The organism is Waddlia chondrophila WSU 86-1044, from assembly GCF_000092785.1.
Classification (GTDB): Bacteria; Chlamydiota; Chlamydiia; order Chlamydiales; family Waddliaceae; genus Waddlia; species Waddlia chondrophila.
Window position 1 is genome coordinate 2013191 of record NC_014225.1, and the last position, 14981, is coordinate 2028171.

At 44.2% G+C, this 14981-nt stretch carries 10 protein-coding genes; 8 read left to right on the forward strand and 2 right to left on the reverse strand.

The window, feature by feature from the left end; all coding sequences use genetic code 11:
* The first annotated feature begins 42 nt into the window (after positions 1-42).
* From WCW_RS08990 to WCW_RS09000, 3 genes are read left to right on the forward strand one after another with little or no spacing between them, the layout of a single operon-like run.
* The gene (locus WCW_RS08990) at positions 43-1032 is read left to right on the forward strand and encodes an AAA family ATPase (protein ID WP_420805039.1); all 990 of its coding nucleotides are present in this window, start codon (positions 43-45) and stop codon (positions 1030-1032) included.
* Positions 1029-1910 carry a DUF58 domain-containing protein gene (locus WCW_RS08995; protein WP_013182910.1) on the forward strand — a complete coding sequence of 294 codons (882 nt, stop codon included), beginning with the start codon at positions 1029-1031 and terminating at the stop codon, positions 1908-1910. The genes WCW_RS08990 and WCW_RS08995 overlap by 4 nt, the downstream gene beginning before the upstream one ends.
* On the forward strand, positions 1907-2911 hold the full coding sequence (locus tag WCW_RS09000) for a hypothetical protein (protein ID WP_013182911.1): 1005 nt from the start codon (positions 1907-1909) through the stop codon (positions 2909-2911). Before WCW_RS08995 ends, WCW_RS09000 begins: the two co-directional genes overlap by 4 nt.
* Positions 2912-2920: 9 nt before the next feature.
* On the opposite strand, the gene WCW_RS09005 is transcribed toward WCW_RS09000, so the two are convergent.
* Positions 2921-3139: a hypothetical protein gene (locus WCW_RS09005; protein ID WP_041941613.1), complete on the reverse strand. Its 219-nt coding sequence runs from the start codon at positions 3137-3139 to the stop codon at positions 2921-2923.
* A gap of 277 nt (positions 3140-3416) precedes the next feature.
* On the opposite strand from WCW_RS09005, the gene WCW_RS09010 reads away from it, so the two are divergent.
* From WCW_RS09010 to glgB, 5 genes are all read left to right on the forward strand, one after another.
* Positions 3417-4256: an IS982 family transposase gene (locus WCW_RS09010; RefSeq protein ID WP_013182914.1), complete on the forward strand. Its 840-nt coding sequence runs from the start codon at positions 3417-3419 to the stop codon at positions 4254-4256.
* A 624-nt stretch (positions 4257-4880) separates the two neighbouring features.
* Complete coding sequence (gene glgP, locus WCW_RS09015) at positions 4881-6605, forward strand: alpha-glucan family phosphorylase (protein ID WP_013182916.1); 1725 nt, start codon at positions 4881-4883, stop codon at positions 6603-6605.
* A gap of 4 nt (positions 6606-6609) precedes the next feature.
* Positions 6610-8559: an alpha-1,4-glucan--maltose-1-phosphate maltosyltransferase gene (locus WCW_RS09020; RefSeq protein ID WP_013182917.1), complete on the forward strand. Its 1950-nt coding sequence runs from the start codon at positions 6610-6612 to the stop codon at positions 8557-8559.
* Between the two features lie 3 nt (positions 8560-8562).
* The gene (gene treS, locus WCW_RS09025; RefSeq protein WP_143876378.1) at positions 8563-11796 is read left to right on the forward strand and encodes a maltose alpha-D-glucosyltransferase; all 3234 of its coding nucleotides are present in this window, start codon (positions 8563-8565) and stop codon (positions 11794-11796) included.
* Positions 11793-13685, forward strand: a complete 1893-nt coding sequence (gene glgB, locus WCW_RS09030; protein ID WP_013182919.1) for a 1,4-alpha-glucan branching protein GlgB — start codon at positions 11793-11795, stop codon at positions 13683-13685. Before treS ends, glgB begins: the two co-directional genes overlap by 4 nt.
* Here glgB and WCW_RS09035 read toward each other — a convergent pair.
* Positions 13660-14889, reverse strand: a complete 1230-nt coding sequence (locus WCW_RS09035; protein ID WP_227738812.1) for a hypothetical protein — start codon at positions 14887-14889, stop codon at positions 13660-13662. The two genes, glgB and WCW_RS09035, sit on opposite strands and share 26 nt — an antisense overlap.
* Positions 14890-14981: the final 92 nt, after the last annotated feature.

The window sequence follows — 14981 nt, forward strand, 5'->3', positions numbered from 1 at the left end:
AAAAAACGGGAAATAGATTTATAAGAGTGAGACGAGGAGACTTTGACCGTGGATGTTGACGAACTGACAGACGTCATTAAGACCTGCAACCAGAAATTCCGTAAAGCACGTGAAGAGATCAGCCGAGTCATCGTCGGCCAAAAGGAGATGATCGACCGCCTGTTTGTTGCTCTTCTTTCCGATGGCCACGTCCTTCTGGAGGGGCTGCCCGGACTTGCAAAAACGTTGGCAGTGAACTCATTGGCAAAGGTGATTCAATGCGATTTCAAAAGGATCCAGTTCACTCCGGATCTGCTGCCGGCAGACCTGATCGGCACCAACATCTACAATCCCAAAGAAGCGGCCTTTACCGTTAATAAAGGGCCCATTTTTACCAATATCCTTCTTGCAGATGAGATCAACCGCGCTCCAGCCAAGGTCCAATCGGCTCTTCTTGAGGTGATGCAAGAAAAACAGGTGACTATCTCAGGAAACACTTATCCTGTCGGCAAGCCCTTTCTCGTTTTAGCTACGCAAAACCCGATTGAGCAGGAGGGGACCTATCCTCTTCCCGAAGCGCAGACCGACCGCTTCATGATGAAGGTGCGGGTCGGATACCCTAGCTTAGAGGAAGAAAAAGAGATTTTGTCCAGAATGGCGACGCTGGAAAAACCTCCTGAACCGGCAGCCGTTATGACAGGAGATGAGATCATTGAAGCAAGAAAAATCGTCAATCAGGTCTACATCGATGAAAAAGTGGTCGACTACCTTCTGCAAATCGTTTTTGCAACAAGGGATCCAGGAGTTTTCGGTATTGATGCCGAAAACCTGGTCATGTATGGCGCCTCTCCTCGGGCGAGCATCGGATTGACAATGGCGGCAAAAGCGCTCGCTTTTCTTTCCGGGCGCGCTTTTGTCACACCGCACGACATCAAGCAGCTAGGGCACGATCTGCTTAGGCACCGGATCCGGCGCACCTATGAGGCAGAAGCTGAAGAGATCTCTTCTGATGAAATCATTAACCGTGTGTTCGAAAAAATTCCGGTGCCATGAGCGAAACATCGCTTGAAGTTGTCAAGAAAATCCGCCACATCCAGATGACGACGACCCATTTGGCAAACGACATCATGGCAGGCGCCTGGCACTCTGCTTTCAAAGGGCAGGGGATGGAATTTGAAGAGGTGAGGGAATACCAAGTTGGAGACGACACCCGCAGCATCGACTGGAATGTCTCTGCCCGCATGGACCACCCTTATGTCAAAGTCTTTGGAGAAGAGCGGGAACTAACGGTCTTCCTCGTTGTAGATGTTTCCGCCTCATCCAGGTTTGGAGGAAAGCATCAGTTAAAGCAGGATCTGATCGCGGAAGTGGGAGCTGTCCTTGCGTTTTCCGCAATCAAGAACAACGACAAGATCGGACTTGTCCTGTTTTCAAGTGAAATTGAAAAATACATCCCTCCCAAAAAAGGAACAAGGCATGTCCTGCGCTGCATCAGGGAGCTATTAGCATTCAAACCGAAGCATAAGGGAACCGATCTGGAAAAAGCGCTCGAATTCCTGGGCACGGCTCAAAGCAAAAAAGCGATCTGCTTTCTCCTTTCAGATTTTCTTTGCTCAATTCCGGAAGATTCCCTAAGCGTGATTGCCAAGCACCACGATTTGATCGCCATTTCCTTTCGCGACCCTTATGAAATGGAGCTTCCCAATCTCTCGTTGGTCACTTTAGAAGACCTGGAGACAGGCAAACAAGCAACCATCGATACGGGCAACGCAAAAATGGTTCAACAATTCAATCAACACTCTCAAATGGATCTTGAGCGGTTGGATAAAATCATGAAAAAAATCCATGCTGGTACGATTCATCTAAAAACAGATAGTTCCTATCTCAAGCCCATGCGTAAATTTTTCAAGCAGAGAGGGGTTCGTCATTGAGAATTCTCTATCTACTCATTCTCACAGCACCTTTTTTATTATTTGCAGAAGACAGTTGGACTCAAGAACTTCCCGGAGGTTTCCGCGCCTCGGTGCATGTTCCCAAAACCCGCATCAGTATCGATGAAGAACTGATCCTGCATCTCGCATTAGAATATCCTTCAACTCATTTGCCTGATCTAGATACGATCCGCATGAATCTTCTCAAGTACGTTGGAGTGACAGAGCCTCCGTTTGCCCTAATAGGAGAGAAGGTTGAAGAGGCGGGAAAAGGAGCGATGAAAATCACTTTCCGCATGGAACCGCAGCTTGCAAAAATCCACTTTGTCAGCTTTTACGACATTCCGTTTGTCCCTTTAGAAAAGGGGCCGACAAAAAAAATCATTTCGGAAATTTTTGAAATCGATGTTTTCCTTCCTAAAATCGATCCTGCATACCACGGACACGCCATCGGCCTGCTTTCATTGACCGAACCGCTGCCGATCGGCATGGATATCAAAAATACACAGCGAATTGAGCACCCTGACCGCATTCAAGAGGAGGCTAAAAGAAGCGTTTCCATCGTTTCTTCCCGCTCCATTCCCTGGACTCAAATGATGGGCGTTTTGTTGTTTTGCATCATTGTGTTTATTGCCAGAATGCAGCCCAAGAAAATTCCAGATCCGAAAAAAACGATTCAAAAACAAGCTGCCAGCGCTAAGCTCAAAGCTCTTGACACAATTCGCACACTGGATTCAGCGGAAAAAGAAAGATTTTACATCGATCTAACGAATACAGTGCGAACATTTATCGAGGAAAAATATCAAATCAAGGCAACCTCGCAAACAACACAGGAATTTCTGCATGCGATGGCCAATCATCCCTCCTTCGACAATGAGACTCAAGCAATGCTATCCGATTTTTTAATCAGCTCTGACCGCGTTAAGTTTGCCGATCAAAAACCGTCAGAAGATGATTGCAACAAAGCACTGCAGACAGCTGAACAATTTATATCGAAATAGCTTGGAAGATCATTCTTCAAGATCCGGAGAAGGTTCATATCTAAGATATACGCAAATACCTTTTTGTGGTATTTTTTGCGGATAAGAAATGGCTCGAATTTCAAATTCAGTATCGTCATCTGGAAAATCCGAAATAAATTCCGTATCTGCCAAGCTTGCAAGCTCTTGCTCGTCTACGAAAATCACAAAAATTTTAGAGCAAAGATCTTTTCCGAAAAAGAGTATCACGGATTTACCGCGTCAAAGAACCAATATTTTTTTGGTATTAAAGTTCATATGATTGTGGATACCGAAGGAGTTCCCATTGAATTTTCATTTACTCCTGGGACGCAGATTGCTACCTAAACTTGCCTTAGAGGTCATTAGTTTGGTTCAGATGCGTAGAAGGGATTTGAAGAGTAAGGGTAATCCCTTACCGAAAATCAATTCTTAGCAGATGAATCGAAATAATGACCTCTAAGGCAAGGAAGCGTAATATTTTCCATTTCGTTAAAGGAGAATATTCATGGAAATGTATGCAACCACCGTTTACGTAATTGCCGATGAAGTGCTTCGAATTCTAAATTTAAAAGATGACAGTCAATCAAGAATGTCCAATGCAGAAATCATCACCTTTGCCATATGTACGGCAAAGTTCTTTTCAGGAAACTTCAGAATGGGAAGATATATGTTCAAGAAACTTGGATTATTTCCAAATATATTGAGCAATAGCAGGTTAGATCGCAGAATTCACAAAATACCCAGTAATTGCTGGGATGCTATTTTCAGGTTTTTGTCCTTCCTTGCAATCAAGTCATCCGATACCTGTTACTTTGCAGTCGATAGCTTTCCGGTCACTTACTGTCAAAAAAACCGCATTGATAAAAGAAAGCGGTTTTTAGATCGGAAATATATTGGCTTTGCAGCCTCAAAGAAACGATATTTCTGCGGCATCAAAGTTCATATGGTTGTTACGAATCAGGGACGTCCGGTTGAAATGCATTTTAAACCAGGTGCAGAAAGTGATCTCAATGCCCTATGGCAGATGGAGCTGGATATTCCAGAACATTCGATTCTTTATGCTGATGGGGCATATAACTGTTTCGACTTGGAAGACATACCCTTTGAACAAAACATCATATTATTAGCAAAACGTGGAAATAAAGCAAAAAATAGGGTGCGCTCAATTAGCGAAGAACGTTCGATCAGCAGCAAAAGACAAATCGTTGAGACTGCATTTAACTCAATTACGACACTCTTTCCAAGAAATATCAAGGCGAGTACAGAGAGGGGATTTTTAACAAAAATCATTTGCTTTGTTATAGCCTATAGCACCTCGTTCCTCTGTCCGATGAAGCTCATTTAGAACGGATTGAAACGCACCATCTACAGCTCTAACCATCTCGGTAAGGGATTACCCTTACTCTTCGATGCTTAAAACTGTATCTGGCACCTTTCAATCCGTTCTAAATGAGGTTTCGGTAGCAATCTGCGTCTGGGAGTTGCGCAGATATCAAAGCTTTGATGAGCATGGATTTAGATCTATAAAGGCGCAATTCTTTTGGGTGATAGGGCCTGCACGAATGATCATTTTGAAGAACAGCTTTTTTTAGAAAAACACATCTCATTGATTCCAAAACGGAGAAAAGATCTAAAGCGTCAACATACAGCGGAAACGAAACAAAATAGAAACAGTTTTCAGTAGTATCGTGAGCAGGATGCCAAGGAATATTGGAGCAAGGACTGAAGTCGGATTTTATTTGAAAATTATTTTTTTTATTCTTGCGTATATGATTAATCTATCGTTTCCGTTGAGAGGAACGCACACCCCGTGATGATGCCGCACACCAATTGTTTCCCATTGACGCGCCGCCGGTGTGGAAGATAGGAAAAATCTTAGATTATTCATTCATTTTCATTTTTTAATAATAAGAATTTGAAAGCAAAAATATTTTTTGTTTATGCTCTGGTGTAAAAAAGGACAATGTCTATGAACCAGCCGAGCAAAGCTAGAAAAATCGCCTATTTTTCCATGGAGATTGCCTTGGAATCCTCCCTTCCTACCTATAGCGGAGGGCTCGGCGTTTTAGCGGGAGACACCATTAAATCAGCGGCAAATTTAGAAGTCCCCATGGTTGCGATCTGCCTTCTCTATCGAAAAGGCTACTTTTTCCAACGGATCGATTCCGAGGGAAGGCAAACGGAAGAGCCTGTCGAGTGGGAAATTGAAAATTTTCTCCACAAACGTCCCGAAACCCTGACTGTGACGATTGAAGGAGAGGAGGTAACGATCAACCTTTGGGAATATAAGGCAATTGGCCTCAAGGGCTTTCAAATTCCCGTTTACTTTCTTGACAGCGACCACCCCTCTAATTCGGAATGGCACCGCTCTCTGACAGATGTCTTATACGGAGGAGACGAAAAATACCGCCTCTGCCAGGAAGTGATTTTGGGCATTGGAGGAGTGCGTGCGCTAAGAGCTCTTGGATACGACAACATCGAACGCTTCCACATGAACGAAGGGCACGCCAGCCTGCTTACCATCGAACTTCTTAGAGAAGAGTGCAAAGGGAAAAGCATCAACGATGCCTCCGAAGAGGAGATTTCCCAGGTAAGACAGCAATGCGTATTTACGACACATACCCCTGTCCCTGCCGGCCACGATCAGTTTTCCTGGGAGCTTGCCCAGTCAGTATTAGGAGAAATGACCCCAACGGCATTAAAAGATCTTGCTTGTTGCGAAGACAAACTGAATATGACCTATCTTGCGCTGAATTTAAGCCATTACATCAACGGAGTCGCAAAAAAACATGGCGAGATTTCAAACCTTATGTTCGCCGGCCATAAAATCGAAGCGATCACGAACGGCGTCTACGCTCCTTTTTGGGCAAGCGCTCCATTCCAGAAGCTTTTTGATCAGTATATCGTCAATTGGCGCGAAGACAACTTCTCCTTTCGCTCAGCTCTTCAACTCCCCATGGAAAACATTTGGGAAACCCACATCCAAGCAAAGAAGCTCCTTTTAGATTACATCAATCAAAAAGAAAACTACAGCATGGATCTGCAAACGTTTACCATCGGGTTTGCCAGACGCTCTGCGACTTATAAAAGAGCAGACCTGATCTTTCGCGATCTGGAAAGGCTTAAGAAAATCGTCAAAGAAAAGGGGCCGATCCAAATCATTTTCTCTGGTAAAGCTCATCCAAAAGACGCTCAAGGCAAGATTCTGATTCAAAAAGTTTATGAAGCAAAAAAACAGCTTGAGAATGAACTTAAGATCATCTACCTTCCAAACTACAACGTCCAGATCGCTAAATTGTTGGTCGCTGGAGTTGATCTTTGGCTGAACAATCCACGCGCCCCGATGGAAGCTTCGGGAACAAGTGGAATGAAAGCGGCTCTAAACGGCGTTCCCTCATTGAGCGTTTTGGATGGTTGGTGGATCGAAGGATGCTTGGAAGAAGTCACCGGATGGGCAATCGGAGATGAGCAAGAGGAAGCAAAATTTAATTTTTCACAAGAAGAGAAAGAGAAAATTGATCAATCAGATGCAAAATCGCTTTACGACAAATTGGAGAACCGGATACTCCCGCTTTTTTATCAGCAACCCAATCAGTACCGCAGCATCATGCGGAACTGCATCGCTCTAAACGGAGCATTTTTCACAACTCAACGAATGGTCCAGCAATACGTTGTCAACGCCTACTTCAGATAAAACCATGGGACAAAATCGAGTCGTCATTGAACACGTCAGCCCTCAGATTAACTGCGGACAATTTCCTATCAAACGAACCTTAGGAGAGTCTATCCGGATCTCTGCGGATATTTTCTCCGATGGACACGATAAACTTTACGCAAACGTCCTTTGGAAGCATAAAAATCACCGTTCCTGGAAAAAGGAAAAAATGCACTTTTCCGGCAACGACAGCTGGACAGCGGAATTCACACCGGAAAAAACTGGCATTTACCTCTATACAGTCATCGCAGGGATCGACCATCTTTCCACCTGGTATTCGGACCTGCTAAAAAAAATTGAAGCTTCTCAACCGATTATGAATGATCTAAAAACAGGCGCCAGGCTGTTGAAACGCCTATCCCGCATCAAAAAAATCGAAGAGATCCTCCAACTGATCGAAACAGAAAAAGGGATTGAGCTTCTTAAAAAGCCTCAAACCGGAAAGTTTCTCTCCACACTGTTCCACAACTACCCAGAGGAACAATTTTTGACGAGATATCACAAAGAATTGGAGATGGAAGTCTCAAGAATAAAAGCTCGGTTCAGCACATGGTACGAACTGTTTCCAAGATCAACTTCAAAAAGAAAAGGTTCGCATGGAACATTTAAGGACTGCCAAAAGCTCCTTCCTGAAATCGCTTCAATGGGGTTCGACGTTCTGTACTTTCCTCCGATCCATCCGATAGGGATCGAACACCGCAAAGGAAAAAACAATCAGATCAAATCGCATAAAAACGATCCAGGGTCTCCCTGGGCGATCGGTTCCAAAGAAGGGGGGCACGACGCTGTCCATCCGCAGCTGGGAACACTTGAAGATTACCGGGAATTGCATAAAGAAGCTAAAAAATTCGGCATCGAGCTTGCCCTTGATCTGGCCTTTCAATGCTCTCCTGACCACCCTTACATTAAAGAGCATCCCGAATGGTTTCTTTGGCAGCCCGACGGGACTGTCCGATATGCGGAAAATCCTCCTAAAAAATATCAGGATATCGTCCCCTTTGATTTTGAATGTGCTGACTGGAAAAGCCTTTGGGACGAACTGAAGCGCATCGTCTTGTTTTGGTGCAAATCAGGAGTGCGCATTTTCCGCGTGGACAATCCTCACACGAAGCCTTTCGCGTTTTGGCAGTGGCTGATCGCCGAAGTGAAAACCGACTACCCCGACACACTTTTTCTATCCGAAGCTTTTACCAGACCCAAAGTGATGCAGCATTTAGCTAAAATCGGCTTTGATCAGTCCTACACTTATTTCACTTGGAGAAATACTAAAAAAGAGCTGGAAGACTATTTCCAGGAGCTGGCTTCTTCGGAATATTTAAGGCCGAATTTTTGGCCGAACACCCCTGATATTCTTCCGCAATTCCTACAGCAAAAAAAGCGTCAAGCCTATGTCGCACGCCTCGTTCTAGCAGCTACAGCAAGCTCTAACTACGGAATCTATGGGCCCTGTTTCGAGTATATGGAACATTCTTCCCTGGAAGAGAACTCCGAAGAGTATCTGAATTCGGAAAAATATGAAATCAGACATTGGGAAGCTCCTAAAGAGACTCTTAAAGAGCTAATCGCCCTTGTCAACGCCATCCGAAAAGGAAATGCAGCTCTTCAATTTACGCGAAACCTGACAATCATCCCCAATGACAATCCCCAGATTATTTCATATGCTAAGCAATCTCCGATCAATGACAACCTATTGATGATCGTCGTTTGCTTAGATCCGCAGCACACGCAATCGGGCTGGCTCTCCATCCCTTCAGAGCAGCTTGGCCTCCCTACTGACCAGCCTTACTTAGTGCAGGATCTTTTATCAGGGGATAAGTACATGTGGCAAGGAAATTCCGCTTTTATAGAACTTAATCCTTTCGTGATTCCCGCACACATTTTCAAAGTGTGCAAAAAAATGATCAAAGAACAACAATTCGACTATTTCATGTGAGAAATGATGACAAACTGGTATAAAGACGCAATTGTCTATCAATTGCATGTCAAATGCTTTCGCGATAGCAACAAAGACGGCATCGGCGATTTCAAAGGACTGACAAAAAAACTCGATTACCTGCAGAACTTAGGATGTACGGCAATCTGGCTCCTTCCCTTCTATCCGTCTCCTCTAAGAGACGATGGCTATGACATTGCCGACTATCTTAATGTCCATCCCAATTACGGCAGCTTAAAAGATTTCCGCACCTTTTTAAATGAAGCGCACAAAAGGGGCCTTAAAATCATCACAGAGCTTGTGATCAACCACACCTCCGACCAACACCAATGGTTTCAACAATCCCGCAAAGGAAAACCCGGCTCTCAGTGGAGAGACTATTACGTTTGGAGCGACACACCGGACAAATACTCTGAAGCCAGGATTATCTTCAAAGATTTCGAAACTTCCAACTGGACTTGGGATCCTGTAGCAGAGGCGTACTACATGCACAGGTTTTATTCCCATCAGCCTGATTTGAATTATGAAAACCCTGCCGTGCACCAAGAGATTTTCAATATTCTGAATTTCTGGATGAACATGGGCGTCGACGGCATGCGGCTGGATGCGATCCCCTATCTTTATAAAAAAGAGGGCACCGATTGTGAAAATCTTCCGGAAACTCATCAATTTTTGAAAAAGCTGCGCCGCTTTGTCGATCAAAACTATCCGGACCGCATGCTGATTGCCGAAGCCAATCAATGGCCGGAGCAATCAGCCGCCTATTTTGGCAATGACGACGAGTGCCATATGGCGTTCAATTTTCCGGTGATGCCCCGTCTCTACATGGCTTTGCAAATGGAAGATCGCTTCCCCATTATCGATATCATGGAACAGACCCCCAAGCCTCCTCCTTCCTGCCAGTGGGGAATTTTCTTGCGCAATCACGACGAATTAACGCTGGAAATGGTCACAGAAGAAGAGAGGGACTACATGTACCGTTCCTACGCGATCGACCCTCAAGCGCGGATCAATCTTGGTATCAGGAGAAGACTTGCCCCCTTGATGAATAACGCAACGCAAAAAATCCACCTGATGAACGTCTTGCTCTTTTCTCTTCCGGGTTCCCCAATCATCTACTATGGCGATGAGATTGGAATGGGCGACAATTACTATTTGGGCGACAGAGATGGAGTCAGAACACCGATGCAATGGAATACGGATAGAAACGGAGGATTTTCCGACGGCAACCCGCAAAAGCTTTATCTCCCTTTGGTGATCGATCCGGAATATCACCACGCTTTCGTCAACGTAGAAAATCAGGAGAAAAGCCCCTCTTCACTGCTATGGTGGATGAGAAAAATGATCAGCGTACGCAAAAGATACAAAGCTTTCAGCCGAGGAGATATCCACGTTCTGTCCCCTTCTAATTCGAAAGTGCTGGCATTCATTCGGGAATACGAGAAGGAAAGCATCCTCGTCTTGATCAATCTCTCCAAATATCCGGTCTACGTCAATCTTAATCTGAGCCAATACTCTGGAGGGAAGCTGAAAGATATTTTCGGCAACCAGGAATTTTGCTCCATTAAAGAGGGTTCCGTCGGTTTGACAGTTGGAGGCTACGGCTATTATTGGCTAGCCATTTTTCCCAGCGATTTGGAGTTGCCGCACGGGGATCACCTTGAAGAGCTTCAACTTAAGAAATCATGGCAAGACATTCTTCTGCCTGAATACGAACACACATTTTGCAATCGCATACTCATGAACTATCTTCCGTTGTGCAGATGGTTTCAAAGAAAGGCGGATAAGATTATCGACATCTCCATTTCCGATAAAACCGCGTTCGATTCTGCCATTTTTCTCCATCTTAAAGTGGACTATGCCAGCCATGAGACAGAATACTACCAGTTGCCGATTAGCTTCAAACCTGGAATCGGGCACGAAGATTATCAGCACGGGGTGATCGCAAAAGTCCGCTTCGAAAATACAGAGGGGCTTTTAATCGATGGAATCTTCGATGAAGAATTCCGCTCTCACCTTTTAAATCATTTAATTCTGGAAAAAAAACAATTGAAAAGCCGAAAAGGCTCAATAACAATACAAACAACTGCAGCTTTGAACAAGCTTGGAAAAGCAGAAGGAAGCCAATTTTCAAGAGTTTACTCCGCTGAACAGACAAACAATTCCATTTCTTACGGAGATGCAATCATTGCGAAGTTCTTCCGCAAGGTTGAAAACGGGCTTAACCCCGACTATGAAATTGCCAGGCATTTAACACAGAGCGCGAAATTCAAACAAACGCCGCGCCTGCTCGGCTCGATTCAATACACCATTAAAGGAAAAGCGCCATCCATACTCGCCATGATCCAGGAATTTGTCCCAAATGGCGGCGATATGTGGCAACATTCATTAGATACAATCAGATTATTTTTTGAAAATGCCTTAATCCGAGAACCTGGAACGAATTTCGATGCGCTCGAAGAATCTATCGGAACCCATTTTTTACAAACAATCAAGCTCTTAGGAATTCGAACGGCCGAACTCCATCTCGCCTTATCAAACGATTATGGAAAAGAGGAGTTCAAACCGGAGCGCTTCACGTGGATGTATCAAAAATCGCTTTTTCAATCCATTAGAAGCCAAATCAAGAAAGCCCTCTACCTGCTTGGTCAACGTTATCAAGAGTTCGATGAAGCAGATCAACGGCTTGCAATCAATCTTCTCGATAAACAATCAGAATTTGAAAAACGAATTGCCGACTTGCAAACCCGAAAAATCGAAGCGAAAAAAATAAGGATCCATGGCGATTACCATTTGGGTCAAGTTCTCTATACCGGCAACGATCTTGCCATCATCGATTTCGAGGGAGAGCCTGTGATGCCGCTTAGCGAAAGAAAGCTGAAAAAATCTCCGCTTCAGGATATTGCAGGAATGGTGCGTTCGTTTCATTACGCATCTATCTGGGGCTTTCAATTATTTGAACAGTACAGAGGAGACTCTTCCTCCGCTGTTTTGCCTTACAGATCGCGATGGTACACAACTCTAAAAGATCTCTTCATTTCAAGCTATTCTACAAGGCTGTCCGATGCAGAACCTGGAATGATCCCTACAAATCCGGAAGACTTCCAAACGCTGCTGTTTGCCCACCTCATTCAAAAGGCTGCCTACGAACTTTCCTACGAGATGCAAAGCCGTACAGGCAAAGTGATGATTCCCATGATGGGATTAACAGAATTATTGGAGGAAAAAAGCGGATGAAAGAAGCAGTCGCCGTTTACTCGCTACTCTCTGAAAAAGATATCTATTTATTCAAAGAAGGAACGCACGATCGGCTGTATGAAAAACTTGGATCCCATGTGGTTGAAGTAGACGGAATCAAAGGCACCCAATTTGCTGTCTGGGCTCCAAATGCCGAATCTGTTTCTGTCATCGGAGACTTCAACGATTGGGATCGAAAGAGACACCAACTTCATGTCCGCTGGGATGAGTCGGGAATTTGGGAGGGGTTTATTCCCGGAGCCAAGCAAGGAGACTGCTATAAATACCACATTGCATCCAAAGTGAACGGGTACCGCGTCGAAAAAGGGGATCCTTTCGCGTTTTTTGCCGAAGTCCCGCCTAAAACGGGTTCTATTATTTGGGATCTTGCGTACGAGTGGAAAAGCCTCACGGAAGAACGGAGTAGATCCGACAAGCCGATCAGCATCTATGAGATGCACTTTGGATCCTGGAGAAGAGACGAGAAAAACACTCCGCCCTCTTACCGGGAAATGGCAGAATGGCTGCCGCCCTATCTCTTAGACATGGGATTCACTCACGTCGAATTTATGCCGATGATGGAACATCCGTTCTATGGATCGTGGGGGTACCAAAAAACTGGATATTTTTCCCCCACAAGCCGATATGGATCCCCTCAAGATTTTATGTTTCTGATCGAATCTCTGCATCAAGCAGGGATCGGCGTCTTCTTAGACTGGGTACCCTCTCATTTTCCTTCCGACCAGCATGGCCTTGCGTTTTTCGACGGCACACACCTTTTCGAGCATGAGGATCCCAAAAAAGGGATTCAACCCGACTGGAACAGCTACATTTTCAACTATGGACGCAACGAAGTACGCTCCTTTTTAACCAGCAGCGCAAATTTTTGGTGCAGCCGCTATCACATTGATGGGCTTAGATGCGATGCAGTCGCCTCGATGCTCTATCTCGACTACTCACGCAAAAATGGCGAATGGATTCCAAATGCATACGGCGGAAACGAAAATTTGGAGGCGATAGATTTTTTAAAAACTCTCAACACAACGATCTATCAAAACCATCCGCATGTCCAAATGATTGCTGAAGAATCGACCGCCTGGCCAATGGTTTCACGTCCTGTCTACCTAGGAGGGCTTGGGTTTGGCTGGAAATGGAATATGGGATGGATGAACGATACACTGGAGTATTTCAAAAAAGATCCCGTCCATCGGAAATATCACCACAATGAATTGATTTTCAGCATTTTATACGCCTTTACAGAGAGTTTTGTCCTCAGCCTTTCCCACGACGAGGTTGTGCATGGGAAAGCATCTCTTCTAACTAAGATGCCGGGTGACGAATGGCAAAAATTTGCCAACCTTAGATTATTATATGGATACATGTTCACCCATCCGGGAAAAAAGCTTCTTTTCATGGGAAGCGAAATCGCCCCTTGGACGGAGTGGCATCATGAAGCTGGCTTAGAGTGGCATATCCTGGACTATGAGAGGCATGCAGGAATTCAAAGGTGGGTCCGAGATCTCAACAAAGCTTACTGCACTCTTCCGGCGCTGCATCAACTGGATTTTTCCGAAGAGGGATTTTCATGGATTGATTGTTCGGATTGGGAAAACGGAGTGCTGAGTTATTCAAGAAAAGGATTTGATCCGAAGGATACGGCCGTTGTGATCTTAAATTTGACGCCGGTGCCGCGTGAAAATTACAAAATCGGCGTTCCTTTTTCAGGAAACTGGCAGGAAGTCCTGAACAGCGACTCCCACTACTATGGAGGCTCGGACAAAGGGAATTTCGGACGAGTGGCGTCCTATCCCATTGCCATGCATGGACACGACTACGCTTTAAGCCTCACCCTTCCCCCTCTGGCTATGATTTGTCTGTCCCCGGAATAGCCGAATAAAGATTTAAATAAAAATCATCAAGATATGCTTCCTCTGAAGGTGAAAGCTCTAATGGGTTTTCCCGAAAACGTTCCATTGCAATGATCAGTTTCGAAAGGTCGAATGTCGATGATCGCATATAAAAATTGGAAAGATCGTGCGCTTTGATTTGAAAGAAGGGCTCTTTTGTTTCTTTGCCGGGGTTTCCCAAGGCTTTAATTAAGTTAAGAGCGTCTTCCGAGGAGAACCCATGGAAATAAAGGCTTATTAAGAGATTTTTCGCAACGATGTTTTCGATTGCATCATGCGGCGATGAAGTTAGTGTGATGGGATTAGATTGAATGACAAGATCTTGCCCCGTCAAAAGGAAGGTGATATTTTTTAAAAAATCTGGATGATCAAGCTTCCGTTGGATGATTTTTTGAGCCTCTATCAGCTTTTTGTCAAAGGCATCAGATGTTGGATCGTTTTTTCTGCGACCATAGATGAAGCAGGGTTTTACTCGAGTCAGCTCGTCAACTGGCAGAGTAACCAATTCCGATAAATAATTTTCTTCCTCTTCAAGAGACTTAAATCCAATGCTAGGGTTTAAATTCTTGCTATTATGCTGTAGGGCTTCCTGTCGACTAACAATTAGAGAATTTTCTGTACCGTAACCTAAAGCTATCCCCACAAGAACATTATCATGTCCCCCAAAGGTTTCAGAAAAATCTTTGGAAGAGTTGATCAGTGTATCGTAGAAGCTATGAGAAGTCAGATGCGGACCCAAAACATATCGAAAAAGAGATAAATTTTGATCTACTGTATTTAGAAAAAGTTTTTTATGGATAAATAACAGATGTTTGTATGTGGACGCTTTAGAATCTGGGTGATCATAAGCTTTTATTCGAATGGGTGATGAAATGTTATATTGGGATAATTTTGCATTCCATACTCGTAATCCTTTTTTGAGAATTAAAGATGTTTTATGACCCGGAAATCCGGCATATACATCTCCTTGCTCTGCAATACCCAGAATACAAAGAGGCTTTACGCCTTCAATAACATATCCAACCTCATGTTCCTTTAGCACATGTCTAAAAAATATTTCCAATGAAGCAGCTTCTTCATTGCTTAACAAAATGGAAGCATGGCCTGTAGAGGCCATACCCAACAAAAATAGTAAAGATAAAAAGTAGGAAAGGATTAGCCGAAGCATTTGCAACGTCCTGGACACCAAATAATACTACATCCTCCATCTGCGAGATATGATCAAAAGTTGTGTTTGAGATAAAAAGAGCGTACCCTATGAAATTTTAGAATCAAAAA